This is a genomic window from Aeromonas simiae (assembly GCF_014892695.1).
In the GTDB taxonomy this organism is placed as follows: Bacteria; Pseudomonadota; Gammaproteobacteria; order Enterobacterales; family Aeromonadaceae; genus Aeromonas; species Aeromonas simiae.
Genome location: NZ_CP040449.1, coordinates 3,870,001 through 3,886,283 on the forward strand (window position 1 = coordinate 3,870,001; position 16,283 = coordinate 3,886,283).

Genomic DNA, 16,283 nt, shown 5'->3' on the forward strand with positions numbered 1-16,283 from the left:
CTCCCAAAGAGTAACGGAGGAGCACGAAGGTTGGCTAATCCTGGTCGGACATCAGGAGGTTAGTGCAATGGCATAAGCCAGCTTAACTGCGAGACGGACAGGTCGAGCAGGTGCGAAAGCAGGTCATAGTGATCCGGTGGTTCTGTATGGAAGGGCCATCGCTCAACGGATAAAAGGTACTCCGGGGATAACAGGCTGATACCGCCCAAGAGTTCATATCGACGGCGGTGTTTGGCACCTCGATGTCGGCTCATCACATCCTGGGGCTGAAGTTGGTCCCAAGGGTATGGCTGTTCGCCATTTAAAGTGGTACGCGAGCTGGGTTCAGAACGTCGTGAGACAGTTCGGTCCCTATCTGCCGTGGGCGTTGGATGATTGAAGGGAGTTGCTCCTAGTACGAGAGGACCGGAGTGAACGAACCTCTGGTGTTCGGGTTGTCACGCCAGTGGCACTGCCCGGTAGCTAAGTTCGGAATCGATAACCGCTGAAAGCATCTAAGCGGGAAGCGAGCCCTGAGATGAGTCATCCCTGACCCCTTGAGGGTCCTAAAGGGCCGTTGGAGACCACAACGTTGATAGGCGGGGTGTGTAAGCGCAGCGATGCGTTGAGCTAACCCGTACTAATTACCCGTGAGGCTTAACCATACAACACCCAAGAAGTGTTTTGAGCGCTTGTGACAAGCGAGAACGACTTTAGTGCTTGCGATGGGTATCGTGAGTGCACTCAGCTTTTCGGATTACGATTTTGCCTGGCGGCCATAGCGCGGTGGACCCACCTGTTCCCATGCCGAACACAGAAGTGAAACGCTGTAGCGCCGATGGTAGTGTGGCAGATGCCATGCGAGAGTAGGACACTGCCAGGCACCCAATTAAACGATGATGTGGATATCACATTGTTGGCCGAGAGGATGACACCTCAGTAAGCGGCAGATGATTTAGCTAATAAGCTAACCGAATGCGGAGCGGTAGTTCAGTCGGTTAGAATACCGGCCTGTCACGCCGGGGGTCGCGGGTTCGAGTCCCGTCCGCTCCGCCACTATTTTCGAAGGCCTTCCCAGACGGGAAGGCCTTTTTGCTTTTGCATGGGGCATTTATCGCTGAATCGCCGGACGACGGAAGAGGGTCGCTATAGCCTCTACCTTCGGATACCGCCCCTCAGCCCTGTGTTTCACCCTCTGCCATTCGCGCGGCAGTCACCCCGTCACGCAAGAGCAGCCCAGTCGAGCGACTGGGCTTTTTTCGTTTGGTTCGAGGGGTAGCGGCGCGCTTGAATGTATCAGATGCCTGGATGCGCCATCGCAATCGAAGCTCACCGTGAGGGCGGGCTTTTTTGTGCTGGGCATGTGCGGTCATTTATCTCGCAGCAGGGCTCAGATCTGCTCTGACATCATCTCAGTTGCGGTTCTCTCGACTGGGTGAGCTGACGCCACACGCAGTGCCACCAACAACTAAATGACGAGGAGGGCCAGCCCTCCTCTTCGTTTAACCCTTCTTACTCATTTCATGCCACAGGCACTGATATTCGGGCACCAGTTGAGGTTGTGCCTGATCCATCTGGCAAAGCTTGAGGGGCATAGCAGGAGCTCCGTCGGCATGAACCTGGGGGACCCAGGATACCATCACCATCAGGGCAAGCAGGATTGGTCTCATGGTCATTCTCCTTTGTGATGTGTGTCACGTTTCAGTTAACGCTCAGCAGAAGGAGGCAGCAAGGGCGGTATGCAAATTTTAGAGGTGAAAAAAGCCTCATTCCGACTTGCTACTTTAGGGGGAGTTCTTGGGTAGAGAATGATGCCTGAGGAGTGAATAACCATCTATTTCTATCTTGTGTATCCCCCCTTTCTGTAGTGCTTGAAATATGGCTGGCAGCGTTTTCATTGATCTGAAGCAATAATATTTTTATTCACCATTTCAGTACGGGATGACTATTTATCTCGTATGGCTATCAGCGGATAAGGTATGAATATTCATATTTGGTGAATGATATCTATATTAACATGATGCTTTTAACGCATCATGCTGATATGAAAGAGTTTATTTTTAAATCATATTCGTTGGCTACAGGTGCATGTGAATTTTCCTGCGTGCATGAAAGAAAGATTCCCATGAAAAAATGTATTTTTAATCATTACGGCTGTCGTGAAAAAGCTTATATTTGCTAGCCCCTTCAAAGAATAAAGGGGCGTTTTATTCATTCCAGAGTGAATGTGATCTATCTCTATTTTATGGGTGGGTATTAGTCCTAACCTTCATTTCGAAAGGCGAAGGCAGGATAGAACACAAGCCAAATACCCTACATACGATATATCCCGCCATAGCCACGAGCTTGAATAGAAGGAATCTATTCATTCACTCGCAAGGACCACTGCTAGGACGGAATATCACCATGAGTAAATTCTACGTCGGATCTGAAGTTGGCCAACTGCGCCGTGTCATGCTGCATCGTCCCAACCTCAGCTTGAAACGACTCACTCCTTCCAACTGCCAGGATCTGCTGTTTGATGACGTATTGTCCGTCGAGCGCGCCGGTCAGGAGCACGACAAGTTTGCCCAGGTGTTGCGTGACCAGGGGGTGGAAGTGTTCCTGCTCACCAATCTGCTGACCGAGACCCTGGACGTGCCGGAAGCCAAGGCGTGGCTGCTGGAAAACCAGATCTCCGATTATCGCCTCGGTCCTTCGTTCGCTAATGACGTGCGCTGCTACCTGGCCGATCTGCCGCACCGCGAAATGGCCCGCATCCTCTCCGGTGGCCTGACCTACGGCGAGATGCCCTACAGCGGCGTCAACATGGTTGCCGGTATGCATGCCCCGACCGATTTCATCATCGAGCCGCTGCCCAACCACCTCTTTACCCGTGATACCTCCTGCTGGGTGTACGGCGGTGTCTCCATCAACCCCATGGCCAAGGCCGCCCGCCGGCGCGAGACCAATAATGTGCGCGCTATCTATCGCTGGCATCCCATGTTCGCCGGTCAGGAGTTCATCAAGTACTTCGGTGACGAGCTGAAGGACTACGACAACTCCACCATCGAAGGGGGTGACGTACTGGTCATCGGCCGTGGCGCCGTACTCATCGGCATGTCCGAGCGCACCACACCGCAAGGGGTTGAGCATCTGGCTCGCGGACTGTTCCAAAGCGGCCAGGCCAAGCAGGTCATCGCGATGGAGTTGCCGAAGCATCGCAGTTGCATGCACCTCGACACCGTCATGACCCACATGGATATAGACACCTTCTCGGTCTACCCGGAAGTGATCCGCAAGGACGTCAAGTGCTGGTCCCTCACGCCGGACGGCAACACCGGTATGCGGGTCAAGGAAGAGGGCTACTTCGTCAACGCCATCGAAAAAGCGCTGGGTGTCGATCAGCTCAAGCTCATCACCACGGGCGGTGACAGCTTCGAGGCCGAGCGTGAGCAGTGGAATGACGCCAACAACGTACTGACCGTGCGTCCTGGGGTGGTGGTCGGCTACGAAGGCAATACCTACACCAACGAGAAGTACGACAAGGCCGGTATCAAGGTGCTCTCCATCTCGGGGAACGAACTGGGTCGCGGTCGCGGCGGGGCTCGCTGCATGAGTTGCCCGATGGAGCGCGACGGTATTTGAGACTGAAAAACCGGGTGCCTGCTTGCGGGCACCCAGGTAGGAACCAATAACAAGAGAGTCGAATCATGAAGAAACCGACAGTCGTTGTCGCCCTTGGTGGCAATGCCCTGCTCCGTCGCGGTGAGCCGCTCGAAGCCGACATTCAGCGCCGCAACATCGCCATCGCCGCCAAGACCATTGCCCGTATTGCCGAAGATTACAACGTGGTGCTGGTGCACGGTAATGGCCCGCAGGTCGGTCTGCTGGCATTGCAAAACAGTGCCTACACCAAGGTCTCTCCCTATCCCCTGGATGTGCTGGGTGCCGAGTCCCAGGGCATGATCGGTTACATGCTGATCCAGGAGCTCAAGAACCTGATGCCGAGCCGCAACGTCACCGCCCTGCTGACCCAGGTGCAGGTCGACCCTCAGGACCCGGCCTTCGCCAACCCGACCAAGTTTATCGGCCCCGTCTATGAAGAGGCGGAAGCCCGTGCCCTGGCCGAGGAGAAGCACTGGTCGGTTAAGGCGGATGGCAAGTTCTTCCGCCGCGTGGTCCCCTCACCGCTGCCCCAGCGCATCGTCGAAGGTGACGCCATCGAAACCCTGATTGCCCAGGGCCACCTCATCATCTGCACCGGTGGCGGTGGTATTCCGGTGACCTGGGATGGCGAGCGCCTGAACGGGATTGAGGCAGTCATCGACAAGGACATGTCTGCCGCCTACCTGGCCAAGCAGATCAAGGCTGACGCCCTGCTGATCCTGACCGATGCCGACGCCGTCTACTTAGATTGGGGCAAGCCGACTCAGCGCCCGCTGCGTATCACCACGCCAGCCGCGCTGGCCGAGGTGCCGTTCGATGCCGGCTCCATGGGGCCGAAGATCGACGCCTCCTGCGAATTTGTGAAAGCCACCGGCGGCATGGTCGGGATCGGCTCTCTGGAAGATGGTCTGGCCATCCTCAGGGGAGAAGCCGGCACCAACATCGTCGCCAAGGAAAACGTAACAGCGTAGTCACACCCTACTGCCCATTGGTCTGAACCAGATATAAGAGAGAAAACATCATGGCCTACAACCTGCGTAACCGTAACTTCCTGAAACTGCTCGACTTCACCCCGCGCGAGATCCAATACATGATCGATCTGGCGATCGATCTGAAGAAGGCCAAGTACGGTGGCTACGAGCGTAAGCACCTGGTCGGCAAGAACATCGCGCTGATCTTCGAGAAAACCTCCACCCGCACCCGCTGCGCGTTTGAAGTGGCGGCCTTTGACCAGGGGGCTCAGGTCTCCTACCTCGGCCCGAGCGGCTCCCAGATCGGTCACAAGGAGTCGATGAAGGACACCGCCCGCGTCCTCGGCCGCATGTATGACGGTATCGAGTATCGCGGCTACGGCCAGGAGATCGTTGAAGAGCTGGGGGCCCACGCCGGCGTACCGGTGTGGAACGGCCTGACCAACGAGTTCCACCCGACCCAGATCCTGGCCGACTTCATGACCATGCTGGAGCACGGCAAGGGCAAGCGCCTGGAGCAGATCAAGTTCGCCTACCTGGGGGATGCCCGCAACAACATGGGTAACTCCCTGATGGTCGGCGCCGCCAAGATGGGCATGGATATCCGCCTGGTCGCGCCCAAGGCGTTCTGGCCGGAAGAGGAACTGGTGGCACAGTGCCAACTCATCGCCGAAGAGACCGGCGCCCGTATCACCCTGACCGAGAATGTCAAAGAGGGGGTGCTAGGTGTCGACTTCCTCTACACCGATGTCTGGGTCTCCATGGGCGAAGCGAAAGAGGCCTGGGATCAACGGGTGAAGCTGATGACCCCGTATCAGGTCAACATGGATGTGGTCAACGCCACCAAGAACCCGGATGTGAAGTTCATGCACTGCCTGCCGGCGTTCCACAACGACGAGACCACCATGGGCAAGGAAGTGGCCGACAAATATGGCATGAAGGGGCTGGAAGTCACCGAGGACGTGTTTGAATCCAAACACAGCATCGTATTCGACGAGGCCGAAAACCGGATGCACACCATCAAGGCAGTGATGGTTGCTACGCTGGGCGACTAAGGTCGCCGTAGTGGTGCCGGGGGGCAACCCCCGGTTTTTCCCCATGAGCAGGCGGCATCTTACCTCTAATCCCTACCTATAAAGGCTGCCCCATGGACTACCACACAGAAGGACGCTGAATCATGACTAAATTCAAGTTCCCGTCAGCCTATACCATATTGTTCGTGTTGATCGCCCTGGTGGCCGCCCTGAGCTGGGTGGTGCCGGCCGGTAAATACGAAATGACCATGAACCAGGCCCTCGGTAAAGAAGTCCCGGTGGCCGGCACCTACAAGCAGGTCGACTCCAACCCGCAGGGGCTGGTCGACGTGCTGCTGGCCCCGGTCGATGGCCTCTACAACCACGAAACCTATGAAGCCGGTGCCATCGACGTCGCCCTGTTCATTCTGATCATCGGTGGCTTCCTCGGCATCGTCACCAAGACCGGCGCCATCGATGCCGGCATCGAGCGTGTCACCGACCGCCTGCGTGGCCGCGAGGAGTGGATGATCCCCATCCTGATGTCCTTGTTTGCCGCCGGCGGCACCATCTACGGCATGGCCGAAGAGTCGCTGCCCTTCTACACCCTGCTGGTGCCGGTGATGATGGCCGCTCGCTTCGACCCGGTCGTGGCGGCTGCCACCGTGCTGCTCGGCGCCGGGATCGGAACCCTCGGCTCTACCATCAACCCGTTTGCTACCGTGATTGCCGCCAACGCCGCCGGCATCCCCTTCACCGACGGCATCTGGCTGCGGGTCGTCATGCTGGTCATCGGCTGGGTGATCTGCGTGGGCTATGTGATGCGCTATGCCAAGATGGTGCGTCAGGACCCGAGCCGCTCCCTGGTGGCCGACAAGATGGAAGAGAACAAGGCCCACTTCCTCGGCAACAAGGGCCAGGAGATGCTCGAGTTCACCACCACCCGCAAGATAGTGCTGGCCATCTTCGCCGGTGCCTTCGCGGTGATGATTTACGGGGTGGCGGTACTCGGTTGGTGGATGGCGCAGATCTCCGGCGTGTTCCTGGCGGCGGCCATCATCGTCGGCCTCATCGCCCGCATGAGCGAAGAGCAGCTCACCTCCAACTTCATCGACGGTGCCCGTGACCTGCTCGGGGTGGCCCTCATCATCGGGATTGCCCGCGGCATCGTGGTCATCATGGACAAGGGGATGATCACCCACACCATTTTGCACGGCGCCGAAGGGATGGTGACCGGTCTCTCCACCGTGGTCTTCATCAACGTGATGTACTGGCTGGAAGTGGTGCTCTCGTTCCTGGTGCCCTCTTCCTCTGGTCTGGCGGTGCTGACCATGCCGATCATGGCACCGCTGGCCGACTTCGCCAACGTGGGTCGCGATCTGGTGGTCACCGCTTACCAGTCTGCCTCCGGCATCGTCAACCTAGTGACCCCGACCTCCGCCGTGGTCATGGGGGGGCTGGCCATCGCCCGGGTTCCCTATGTGCGCTGGCTCAAGTGGGTGGCCCCGCTGCTCGGCATCCTGACGGTGCTGATCATGCTTACCTTGAGTATCGGAGCCATGTTCTAAGCCGCGTCTTAGACAGCGACAACCGGAGCCCATGGCTCCGGTTGTTTTGTCTGGGATTGCCGCTACTGTTGCGGCCGGTGCTGAAAGGCTCATCCCCAGACCATGTGACAATGACGGTTTGAGGGGTGTCCGGCGGGGCCGTTTACGGCATGATGGGGCCTTGCTAAGGAGGCGCTATGACGATCACGACTCGCCCTGCCCGGGCGCAGGATGCCGCCGCGCTGGCACCTTATCGCTGGAGTGGCTTGGCGGCGGTGGCTTGCGGTGATGGCCGGTGCCATGGCGGGCGGGTGAGCGCCATCGACATAGCGGGGCGGCGCCCATGATCGACTACCGTGAGCGCCTGCTGCCGGTACTGCGCTCGCTCGAGCAGAACCCGGATCAGTCGCTCGATGAGCTGGCGCGGCGAGCCTGCCTCTCGCTTTACCATTTTCACCGCGTCTTTACCGCCGTGGCGGGTGAGGCGCCGGGGGAGATGTGCCGGCGGTTACGCATGCAGCGGGCGGCTTGGCAGCTCTGCTATAGCGATGCCAGCGTCACGACGATCGCGCTCACAGCCGGTTTTGCCAGTTCCCAAGCGTTTGCCAAGGCATTTCGCCGCCACTATGGCGGTACGCCGGGGGCGTTTCGTCGTGACAAGCGCAAGATTGGACACCAAGAGAGCAAGGAGGGACACGTCTGGGAGGGGCTGCTCCCTTATGCTGAAGGCCACTCATCAGCAAGGAGCAATGCCATGAAAACCGTTGAGATGGAGGCGCGCACCCTGGCCTATATCCGGGTGACCGGCCCGTATGGTGTTGGGTATGACGCCGTTTGTGGCCGGCTGCACCAGTGGGCCTCGGCGCGTGGTCTGACGGGCGGGGAGTGGATCTTTATCTACCATGACAGCCCTGAGGTGACACCGCCGGAGCAGTGCCGCACCGATATCTGCATCAGTGTCCCTGCCGACACTCAGGGGGAAGGAGAGGTGGAACTCCAGCGCATTCCCGGCGGGCGCTATGCCCAGTCGCGTTACCTCATCACCGATCGCACTCAGTACGGGCCGCGCTGGCAGGAGCATATCGGCGAGATCGTCGCGGCCGGGCTGGAGTTGGGTGATGGCCCCTGCTTTGAGCTCTACCACAGCGTGAGTCAGGATCCGCTGCGCGACGACGTGAGTTTCTGCTCCAGCGTGCGCTAGGCCTGCCCAAAAAGAGCGAGGCGCCACAGGGCGCCTCGTCTTATTTGGCGTTGGCGACCCGATCGCGGCGCGATTTCCACCACCAGCGCAGGTGTACTTGAGAGATGAGCATGCCGGCCAGCATCAGGCTACAGCCGGCCATGGCTCGGCTATCCAGGTGTTCACCGAGCAGCAGCACCCCGCCGATGGCGGCGAACACCGTTTCGAGGCTGAGGATGATGGCGGCATGGGCGGGGTGTGCCTCGCGCTGACCAAGCACCTGCAAGGTATACCCCACCCCGACCGAGACCAGACCGGCATAAAGCAGTGCCTGCCAGCCGGCCACGGCGCCCGCCATACTCGGCACCTCGATGGTGAAGGCCACGGCCAGGCTGAGCAGGCCGCACACCACAAATTGCACGGCGGCCAGCCGGATCGGCGCCACCCGGCTCGAGTAGTGATCCAGCAGCAATAGGTGGATGGCCCAGAACAGGGCCCCCACGACTTGCAGCAGGTCGCCGAGGTTCATGGTGAAATCCTCGGTGACGCTCAGCAGGTAGAGGCCGGCCAGGGCGACGGCACCGCCAATCCAGGTGTTGAGCCCGGTCTTATGGCGCAGAGCCAGCCCGAGCAGCGGCACTATGATGATGTAGAAACCGGTGATGAAGCCGGCCTTGGCCGCCGTGGTATAGAGCAGCCCCACCTGTTGCAAGGAGGCGGCGGCAAACAACACGCCGCCGGCGATGAGGCCCCCTTTGAGCAGTTCGCGTGAGGTGCCGGTCTGCTGACGGGTTCGCAGCCAGAGGATGAGGGGCAGCAGGGAGAGGGCCCCAAGCAGGAAGCGCAGGCCGTTGAAGGTGTAAGGGCCCATGTGATCCATGCCGAGGCGCTGGGCGACAAAGCCCATGCCCCAGATGGCCGCAGCCAGCAGCAGCATCAGATTCGATTGCATCGTTTCGTCCATGAAGAGAGGGCGCCCGCTGGCGCCTTGAGGCAGCTTACCCGATCTGAACAGGGGGAAGGAAGGCGTGATGTGGTGGCCCGGGCAGGCTGCTGATATGCTCAGGCTCAGTCGTATCGACAGGGACAAGGGGTTGCCGTGCAGCGCGAGCAGTTGGATCATTCGCAGGAACAACCGGGCTCCTGGTCACTGGTCAGCCGCATGCGCTGGGCCGTGCTGTTGCTCTTTCTGCCGGTATTGCTGCTGGGCGGCCTCTACTACCTGCATCTTGGCAGCGTGCTCGAGCAGCGGATCAAGCAAGATTTGCAGGAGGAGAACCGCAAGCTGCGCTCCGTCTATGTCGAACCCTATCTGAGCGAGCTGGAGCGTCAATTCGATCTCATCTTCGATGACCTCGATATCCGCCACTTTCAGGGCATCTCCTCCCCGCGTCTCACCCACTACGTTCACGATTGGCAGCACTTCCTGCAACTGCGCGGGGATCTGCGGGCCGTCTACCTTGGCACCGAGTCACGCCGTCTCTTCGTCACCCCCGCCTGGCAACCCGATGCGCGTTTCGATCCGCGCCAGCGCCCCTGGTACAAACTGGCCATCGCCACGCCGCAGCAGGTGGTGTGGAGCGAGCCCTATTACGACTATGCCAACGGCGAGCTGATGATGACGGTGTCCCGGGCGGTGCATGATGAAGAACGGCGGCTGCAAGGGGTGTTTGCCGCCGATCTGGTGCTGAACCATCTCTCCGGTGTGATGCAAGGGGGGGAGCCCGCCGGCAGCTACCAGCTCATCGTCGATGCGAAGGGGGCGCTGATCGCGACGCCGGATACCTCCCGCCTGCTGCATAACATGGATCATCCGGCCTGGTTGCCACGGCTAAGCGGTGAGTCGGGGGCCTTCCTCGATGAGGCGTCACACCTCTATGTCGCCTATCACCGCCTCTCTCACGCCAACTGGGTGCTGATCAGCGTCATGCCCGAATCGCGCATCCGGGCCGCCATGGCCCAAGCCCAGCAGAACCTGTTGCTGATGATCGGCCTCGCTTGCCTGCTCTATCTGGTGGTGGCCCTGCTCTGGTCACGGGATCTGCGGCGCATGGCCGACGAGTTGCGTCGTCTGGTGCAGGCCGCGCGCACCCCGAGTGGCGCAGTACCGGGTGAGCGGCTGCGCGAATTCAGCCATGTCTATGCCGAGTTGGCCGCCGTGGGCGCCGACTATCGAACGGCCCGCTTGCAGGCGGATCTGGATGCCCTGACCGGCCTCTATAACCGGCGCTATTTCGATCGGCAACTGGCCAGTCTGCTTGAGCGATCCATCCCCTTCTATCTCGGCATGGTCGATCTCGATGACTTCAAGTGCATCAATGACACCTTCGGCCACAACACGGGCGACATAGTGCTGCGCCGGGTGGCCCAGACCGGGCAGGCCCTGTTTGGCCAGCATGGCTGGTTCTGCCGCTATGGCGGCGAAGAGCTGGTGGTGATCCTGCTGGTGCAGGACTCGGTGCTGGCCCACGAGCTGCTCGACGATCTGCGCCTCGAAGTGGAGCTGCTGCACTGGCGTGAGCCAGGGCTGATGGTGACCCTGAGCGGTGGCTTGGTGCGAGTGCAGGGGGGGAGTGTCGAGAGTTGCCTCCAGCGGGTAGACGAGCTGGTTTATGCCTCCAAGCACGGCGGCAAGAACCGCATCACCAGCGAGCCGCCGCAGGCGGAGCGGGTGCAGGGGGCCCCCGCATGACGAGGCTGCGGGTGGCCAGTTTCAATGTGGCGTTCGATCGCCCCGCGCTTGGTGCGCTGGCCCGCGAGCTGGCGGGGCAGGCGGCGCCACAGGTGGCCAGAGTGGCCGAGATCATCCGGCGGGTGCGCCCCGATATCCTGTTGCTGTGTGAGTTCGACCATGACGGCGAGGGGCGCGACTATGGCGCGGTCGATGCTTTCCGGCAGCGCTTCCTGGCCGCCACCGAGGGGGGCGGAGCCCCCATCGACTACCCGCACGCCCTGCTCATCCCCACCAATACCGGGGAGCGGCTGCCCTGCGATCTCGACGGGGATGGCCGTATCACGGCGCCGCAGGATTGCCACGGCTTCGGCCAATTCCACGGCCAGTACGGCATGTTGTTGCTGTCGCGCTTCCCAATCGAGGTGGCGGCACTGCGCAGCTTCCGGCATTTGCGCTGGTGCGAGGTGCCCGGCGCCGCATTGCCGCCCTCCCTGCCCGAACCGGCGCGCAGCCTGCTGCGGCTCTCCTCCAAAAATCACATCGATGTGCCGGTGTGCATCGACGGGCGCCGGCTGCATCTGCTAGCCATGCACCCGACCCCCCCAGTGTTCCAGCCGCACAATCTGGCGCGCAACAGCGATGAGCTGCGCTTGTTTCACGACTACCTGGACGATGCCGGCTATCTGGTGGATGACGCCGGGCAAGCGGGGGGGCTGGCCGAGGGAGAGGCCTTCGTACTGCTGGGGGATTTCAACGCCGATCCCTGTGATGGGGATGGGGATCATGAGCGGATCCGTCGCCTGCTGGCGCACCCGCGCCTGCACCCCGCCAGCCGGGAAGGGGTGGCATTGCCACGCTCGGCAGGGGGGCTGGCATGGGGTGGGCGGCGCCCCGGCCACCAGGGCGATCCTGCCTGCTGGACTCACAGGCAGGGGCTGCGGCTCGACTATGTGCTGCCTTCGCGCGAGCTGACCCCGCTGGGCGCCGGTGTCTGCTGGGAGGCGGCGCACACTCCGCTCGGGCCCCTGTTTGCCACCACGCGGGGGAGCGATGCCTCCTCCGATCACCGGCTGGTGTGGGTCGACATCGCGCTGTGAGCGGCTTGGCCGACGCGAGCGAAATCCCTATACTGTGTTTATATACAGCCACTTCGGTATCTTCATCCATGCGACTCTTCATCGCCGAGAAACCCAGCCTGGGGCGTGCCATCGCCGACGTGCTGCCCAAGCCCCACAAGAAGGGGGAGGGCTACATCGAAACCGCCCAGGGAGACGTGGTGAGCTGGTGCATCGGCCACTTGCTCGAGCAGGCCGAGCCAGATGCCTACGACGCCGCCTTCAAGCAGTGGCGCATGGAGCACCTGCCGATCGTGCCCGAACGCTGGCAGCTCAATCCCAAGGTCAAGACCAAGGGGCAGTTGGCGGTGCTGCGTCGGCTCATCAAGCAGGCCGATGAAGTGGTCAATGCCGGTGACCCGGATCGGGAGGGGCAGCTGCTGGTGGACGAGGTGATCGACTACCTCGGCTACCCCAAGGGCAAGCCGGTGCGCCGCTGCCTCATCAGCGACATGAACCCGCCGGCGGTACGCCGGGCGGTGGAGCAGCTGCGCGACAACCGCGACTTCGTGCCGCTGGCGGTGTCGGCCCTGGCACGCACCCGTGCTGACTGGCTCTACGGCATCAACATGACCCGCGCCTACACCCTGGTCGGGCGCAAGGCCGGCTGCGATCAGCTGCTCTCGGTCGGCAGAGTGCAGACCCCGCTGCTCGGGCTGGTGGTGCGCCGGGATCAGGAGATTGCCGCCTTCGTGCCCAAGCCCTTCTTCGAGGTGCTGGCCCACCTGCGCAGCGCGGCGGGCGAGCCGTTCACGGCCAAGTGGCTCCCCTCCGAGGCGTGTCAGCCGTGGCAGGACGAGGAGGGGCGGGTGCTCAGCCGCAAGCTGGCCGAGAACGTGGTGACCCGCATTCAGGGCCAGAGTGGTCAGGTTGAGGCCGTCGACGAGAAGGCCAAGCAGCAGGCGCCGCCGCTTCCCTACAACCTCTCCAGCCTACAAATCGACGCCGCCAAGCGCTTTGGCATGGACGCCAAGCGGGTGCTCGACGTCTGTCAGGCCCTCTACGAGCGCCACAAGCTCATCACCTATCCGCGCTCCGACAGCCGACACCTGCCGGTGGAGCACTATGGCCGCGCCGAGCGAGTGCGCCAGGCGATCGCCAGCACGGCGCCCCAGTTGGCGGCGGCGGTGGAGCAGGCCGATGGCCGGCTGCGCAGCAAGGCGTGGAACGACAGCAAGGTGGACGCCCACCACGCCATCATCCCGACCGAGAAGGGGGGCAACCCTGGCAGCCTCTCCGGTGACGAGGCCAAGCTTTATGCCCTGGTGGCCCGCCAGTACCTGATGCAGTTCTACCCGCCGTTCGAGTACAACGACAGCAAGGTGCTGGTGCGTATTCAGGGCGGTCTGTTCGAGGCCAAGGCGCGGCGCATCCTCAAGGCGGGCTGGAAGAGCCTGCTCGGGGTGGAAGAGGACGATGACGAGGAGACGGCAGGCACCCTGCCGGCCTTGCGCGAGGGGGAGGCGGTGCAGTGCGAGCGCGGCGAACTGCTCGAAAAGATGACCCAGCCGCCCAAATCCTTCACCGACGCCACCCTGCTTGCCGCCATGACCGGTATCGGCCGCTACGTGCAGGATCCGGAGATCCGCAAGACCTTGCGCGACACCGATGGCCTCGGCACCGAGGCGACCCGGGCCGGCATCATAGAGCTGCTGTTCAAGCGCCGTTTTCTGGCCCGCCAGGGCAAGAGCATCAAGGCGACCCCGACCGGCCACGCCCTCATCAACGCCCTGCCCGAGAGTGCCAGCCGACCCGACATGACCGCCCTGTGGGAGCAGGCGCTCGGGCGCATCGGCGAGCGCCAGGAGAGCTACCAGCACTTCATGGGGCCGCTCGAGGTGCAGCTGCGCCAACTCATCGACGACGCCCGCCACAGCGATGGCGCCGGCTTTCGAGCCTTGCCCAAGAACGAAGCGCCCAAGCGCCGTTTCACCCGGCGCAAGGGGAAGGCGGGCGCGGGGGGGAAACGACCAACCGCCGCCACGTCGGCATAAGCGAAGCAGGGGGGCCTTGGCCTCCCTGCTTGCATCTGGCCTCAGCCGGTATAGACGTTCTCTTCCGGGTAGCGGATGCGGGTCTCGACCGGCCGGGCCAGCATGAAGGCGAGGGTGAGCGGGCCGAGACGGCCGCAGATCATCACCAGCACCAGGATCAGCTTGCCCGGCTCGCTCAGGGCGGTAGTGATGCCGGTCGACAGTCCCACGGTGGCGAAGGCCGAGACCACCTCGAACATGATTTTGTCGAACGGCAGCGACTCGGTCATCATCAGCAGGAACATGGCCAGAAACAGCACCATGGCGCTGACGATGATGATGGCCAGCGAGCGGGTCACCACCTGGGACGAGACACTGCGGCCGAAGGCGGTGACGTGGGGTTGCTTGGTGAGGAAGGCGCGGGTCGCCAGCACCACCACGGCGAAGGTGGTCACCTTGATCCCCCCACCGGTGGAGGAGGTGCCGGCGCCGATGAACATCAGCGCCATCAGGAACAGTAGGGCGGCCGGGGTGAAGTGGCCGATGTCGACCGTGTTGAAGCCGGCGGTGCGGGCGCTGGCCGAGTGGAAGAAGGCGGCCAGCATCTGGTGGCCGAAGGTGGCGCCCCCCAGGGTGCCCCGGTTGCCGTGCTCGAGCAGCCAGAAGATCAGGGTGCCGACCAGCAGTAGCACCGGCGTGCCGACCAGCATCAACTTGGTGTGCAGCTTGAAGCGGCGCCAGTGGCGCCGGCGCACCACGTCGACGATCACCGTAAACCCTATGCCTCCGAGGATCAGCAGCCCGGCTATGGTCAGGCTGATCAAGGCGTCGTCGCGATAGTCCATCAGGTTGTTGGCAAACAGGGAGAAGCCGGCGTTGTTGAAGGCCGACGCCGCATGGAAGAAGCTGACATAGAGGCCATGCCCCCAGCCCATCTCAGGCACCCAGCGAATGCCCATCAGGGCGGTGCCGATGAGCTGGGCGATCAGGGCAAACAGTATGATGCGCTTGACCAGCCGCACTATGTCGATGCTCCCCTCCTGGCCCAGCGCCTCCTTGGCCAGCACCTGCTGGCGCAGGCTGACCCGCTTGCTCAGCAGCGCCAGCAGCAGCACCGTCATGGTCATCTGGCCGAGCCCGCCAATCTCCATCAGCAGGATCAGGATGATCTGCCCTTGCAGGGTGAAGACGGTGCCGGTGTCGACCACGCCGAGCCCGGTCACGCTGATGGCCGAGGTGGCGGTGAACAGGGCGTCGATGAAGGTGAGCGAGCCGTTGTGGCTGGAGGGCTGCATCAGGAACAGGGTGCCGACCAGCAGGATCGAGAGGAAGCTGTTGAGGATCAGCTTGGCCTCGCTCCAGCGTGACTCGTCCTGTTGCAGGCGGAAGGCGAAACTGCTGCGCCAGCGGGTCATAGGGTATCCAGCCAGTGATCGATGGCGTGCTTGTTGCCAGCCAGGATCAGGATGTCGCCGAGCTGCATCTCCATCTTGCCGGTCAGCACGTTATGCAAGGTCTCGCCGCGCTTGATGGCGAGCAGCTGGAACTCGCTTTGTTGCAGCAGGTGCAGATCCCCCAGGGTGCGGCCATTTTGCTGCAAGCCGATGACGAACTCGGTTAGCACCATGTTGTGGCCCAGCTCGAGGTAGTCGAACAGCCGGTTGTCGAGCATGCTCTGGGCTACCCGGCGCCCCATGTCCCACTCCGGGTTGATCACCTTGTCGGCACCCACTTTTTGCAGGATCTTGGCGTGGAACTTGTCGCGTGCCTTGACCCACACCTTCTTCACGCCGGCCTCCTTGAGGATCAGGGTGATGAGGATGCTGGTCTCCAGGCTGTCGCCGATGGCGACGAAGACGATGTCATAGTCGGTCAGGCCGAGTTCGGCCACGGTGGCCTCGTCACTGGCGTCGGCGACGATGGTGTGGCTGCAGAAGGTCGCGACCTGGCGGGTCTTGGTCTCGTCGATATCGATGGCCAGCACCTGGGCATCCTGACGATCCAGCTCCTCACACAGGGCGCTGCCAAACAGACCCAGACCGATCACGGCAAATTGGCTGTTCATGGGGGATTCCTGCTCAATGGGAAGGAGATACTCTAATCCAGCCGACCACGGGGGAGAAGTGGAGGCAATTTTTCCGTGACCAATCAATTGAGGTAGACTTGGCGCCACTCTGTTGTTG

General features: G+C 61.8%; 13 protein-coding genes, 1 tRNA gene and 2 rRNA genes (1 of these 16 running past the window's edge). 12 read left to right on the forward strand and 4 right to left on the reverse strand.

Annotation, left to right across the window (positions count from 1 at the left end; translation table 11 throughout):
- The 3 genes from FE240_RS18440 to FE240_RS18450 all read left to right on the forward strand — a co-directional run.
- Nucleotides 1-644: ribosomal RNA gene (locus FE240_RS18440) — 23S ribosomal RNA — on the forward strand (it extends 2,243 nt beyond the left edge of the window).
- 103 nt (nucleotides 645-747) lie between these two features.
- Nucleotides 748-862, forward strand: a 5S ribosomal RNA gene (rrf, locus tag FE240_RS18445).
- 96 nt (nucleotides 863-958) lie between these two features.
- Nucleotides 959-1,035, forward strand: a tRNA-Asp gene (locus FE240_RS18450).
- A 446-nt stretch (nucleotides 1,036-1,481) separates the two neighbouring features.
- Here FE240_RS18450 and FE240_RS18455 read toward each other — a convergent pair.
- A complete protein-coding gene (locus FE240_RS18455) occupies nucleotides 1,482-1,649 on the reverse strand; it encodes a hypothetical protein (protein WP_156991839.1) in 168 nt (55 codons plus the stop codon).
- Nucleotides 1,650-2,385: 736 nt separating this feature from the next.
- Here FE240_RS18455 and arcA point away from each other — a divergent pair.
- The 6 genes from arcA (at nucleotide 2,386) to FE240_RS18485 (ending at nucleotide 8,359) form a co-directional block, all read left to right on the forward strand.
- Nucleotides 2,386-3,606 (forward strand): arginine deiminase, encoded by a 1,221-nt coding sequence (arcA, locus tag FE240_RS18460; RefSeq protein WP_042048541.1) that lies wholly within the window; start codon nucleotides 2,386-2,388, stop codon nucleotides 3,604-3,606.
- Between the two features lie 65 nt (nucleotides 3,607-3,671).
- The gene (gene arcC / locus FE240_RS18465; protein WP_042048540.1) at nucleotides 3,672-4,598 is read left to right on the forward strand and encodes a carbamate kinase; all 927 of its coding nucleotides are present in this window, start codon (nucleotides 3,672-3,674) and stop codon (nucleotides 4,596-4,598) included.
- Nucleotides 4,599-4,648: 50 nt separating this feature from the next.
- Complete coding sequence (gene argF / locus FE240_RS18470) at nucleotides 4,649-5,653, forward strand: ornithine carbamoyltransferase (RefSeq protein ID WP_042048539.1); 1,005 nt, start codon at nucleotides 4,649-4,651, stop codon at nucleotides 5,651-5,653.
- Between the two features lie 122 nt (nucleotides 5,654-5,775).
- Nucleotides 5,776-7,179, forward strand: coding sequence for a YfcC family protein (locus FE240_RS18475; RefSeq protein WP_042048537.1), 1,404 nt, complete (start codon nucleotides 5,776-5,778; stop codon nucleotides 7,177-7,179).
- 176 nt (nucleotides 7,180-7,355) lie between these two features.
- Nucleotides 7,356-7,505 carry a hypothetical protein gene (locus tag FE240_RS18480; protein WP_156991838.1) on the forward strand — a complete coding sequence of 50 codons (150 nt, stop codon included), beginning with the start codon at nucleotides 7,356-7,358 and terminating at the stop codon, nucleotides 7,503-7,505.
- Nucleotides 7,502-8,359, forward strand: a complete 858-nt coding sequence (locus FE240_RS18485; RefSeq protein ID WP_042048536.1) for an AraC family transcriptional regulator — start codon at nucleotides 7,502-7,504, stop codon at nucleotides 8,357-8,359. Before FE240_RS18480 ends, FE240_RS18485 begins: the two co-directional genes overlap by 4 nt.
- A 40-nt stretch (nucleotides 8,360-8,399) precedes the next feature.
- Here the strand turns inward: FE240_RS18485 and FE240_RS18490 are convergent, their stop codons facing one another.
- Complete coding sequence (locus FE240_RS18490) at nucleotides 8,400-9,290, reverse strand: DMT family transporter (protein ID WP_042048535.1); 891 nt, start codon at nucleotides 9,288-9,290, stop codon at nucleotides 8,400-8,402.
- A gap of 147 nt (nucleotides 9,291-9,437) precedes the next feature.
- Between FE240_RS18490 and FE240_RS18495 the strand changes: the two genes are divergently transcribed.
- The 3 genes from FE240_RS18495 to FE240_RS18505 all read left to right on the forward strand — a co-directional run bounded on the left by FE240_RS18495 (nucleotide 9,438) and on the right by FE240_RS18505 (nucleotide 14,121).
- Nucleotides 9,438-11,030 carry a GGDEF domain-containing protein gene (locus FE240_RS18495; RefSeq protein WP_052449522.1) on the forward strand — a complete coding sequence of 531 codons (1,593 nt, stop codon included), beginning with the start codon at nucleotides 9,438-9,440 and terminating at the stop codon, nucleotides 11,028-11,030.
- Nucleotides 11,027-12,109 carry an endonuclease/exonuclease/phosphatase family protein gene (locus FE240_RS18500; protein WP_042048534.1) on the forward strand — a complete coding sequence of 361 codons (1,083 nt, stop codon included), beginning with the start codon at nucleotides 11,027-11,029 and terminating at the stop codon, nucleotides 12,107-12,109. The genes FE240_RS18495 and FE240_RS18500 overlap by 4 nt, the downstream gene beginning before the upstream one ends.
- A gap of 68 nt (nucleotides 12,110-12,177) precedes the next feature.
- Nucleotides 12,178-14,121 (forward strand): DNA topoisomerase III, encoded by a 1,944-nt coding sequence (locus FE240_RS18505; RefSeq protein ID WP_042048532.1) that lies wholly within the window; start codon nucleotides 12,178-12,180, stop codon nucleotides 14,119-14,121.
- A 41-nt stretch (nucleotides 14,122-14,162) separates the two neighbouring features.
- On the opposite strand, the gene FE240_RS18510 is transcribed toward FE240_RS18505, so the two are convergent.
- Both FE240_RS18510 and FE240_RS18515 read right to left on the reverse strand, forming a co-directional pair.
- Entirely contained in the window at nucleotides 14,163-15,515 is a 1,353-nt protein-coding gene (locus FE240_RS18510; RefSeq protein ID WP_042048530.1) for a TrkH family potassium uptake protein, read from the reverse strand.
- A complete protein-coding gene (locus FE240_RS18515) occupies nucleotides 15,512-16,165 on the reverse strand; it encodes a potassium channel family protein (RefSeq protein WP_042048529.1) in 654 nt (217 codons plus the stop codon). Before FE240_RS18515 ends, FE240_RS18510 begins: the two co-directional genes overlap by 4 nt.
- Between the last annotated feature and the right edge of the window lie 118 nt (nucleotides 16,166-16,283).

What these genes read in the sequence shown, in the direction of transcription:
- FE240_RS18455 (WP_156991839.1), bottom strand. Translation starts at nt 1,649, where the DNA reads ATGAGACCAATCCTGCTTGCCCTGATGGTGATGGTATCCTGGGTCCCC.
- arcA (WP_042048541.1), top strand. Translation starts at nt 2,386, where the DNA reads ATGAGTAAATTCTACGTCGGATCTGAAGTTGGCCAACTGCGCCGTGTC.
- arcC (WP_042048540.1), top strand. Translation starts at nt 3,672, where the DNA reads ATGAAGAAACCGACAGTCGTTGTCGCCCTTGGTGGCAATGCCCTGCTC.
- argF (WP_042048539.1), top strand. Translation starts at nt 4,649, where the DNA reads ATGGCCTACAACCTGCGTAACCGTAACTTCCTGAAACTGCTCGACTTC.
- FE240_RS18475 (WP_042048537.1), top strand. Translation starts at nt 5,776, where the DNA reads ATGACTAAATTCAAGTTCCCGTCAGCCTATACCATATTGTTCGTGTTG.
- FE240_RS18480 (WP_156991838.1), top strand. Translation starts at nt 7,356, where the DNA reads ATGACGATCACGACTCGCCCTGCCCGGGCGCAGGATGCCGCCGCGCTG.
- FE240_RS18485 (WP_042048536.1), top strand. Translation starts at nt 7,502, where the DNA reads ATGATCGACTACCGTGAGCGCCTGCTGCCGGTACTGCGCTCGCTCGAG.
- FE240_RS18490 (WP_042048535.1), bottom strand. Translation starts at nt 9,290, where the DNA reads ATGCAATCGAATCTGATGCTGCTGCTGGCTGCGGCCATCTGGGGCATG.
- FE240_RS18500 (WP_042048534.1), top strand. Translation starts at nt 11,027, where the DNA reads ATGACGAGGCTGCGGGTGGCCAGTTTCAATGTGGCGTTCGATCGCCCC.
- FE240_RS18505 (WP_042048532.1), top strand. Translation starts at nt 12,178, where the DNA reads ATGCGACTCTTCATCGCCGAGAAACCCAGCCTGGGGCGTGCCATCGCC.
- FE240_RS18510 (WP_042048530.1), bottom strand. Translation starts at nt 15,515, where the DNA reads ATGACCCGCTGGCGCAGCAGTTTCGCCTTCCGCCTGCAACAGGACGAG.
- FE240_RS18515 (WP_042048529.1), bottom strand. Translation starts at nt 16,165, where the DNA reads ATGAACAGCCAATTTGCCGTGATCGGTCTGGGTCTGTTTGGCAGCGCC.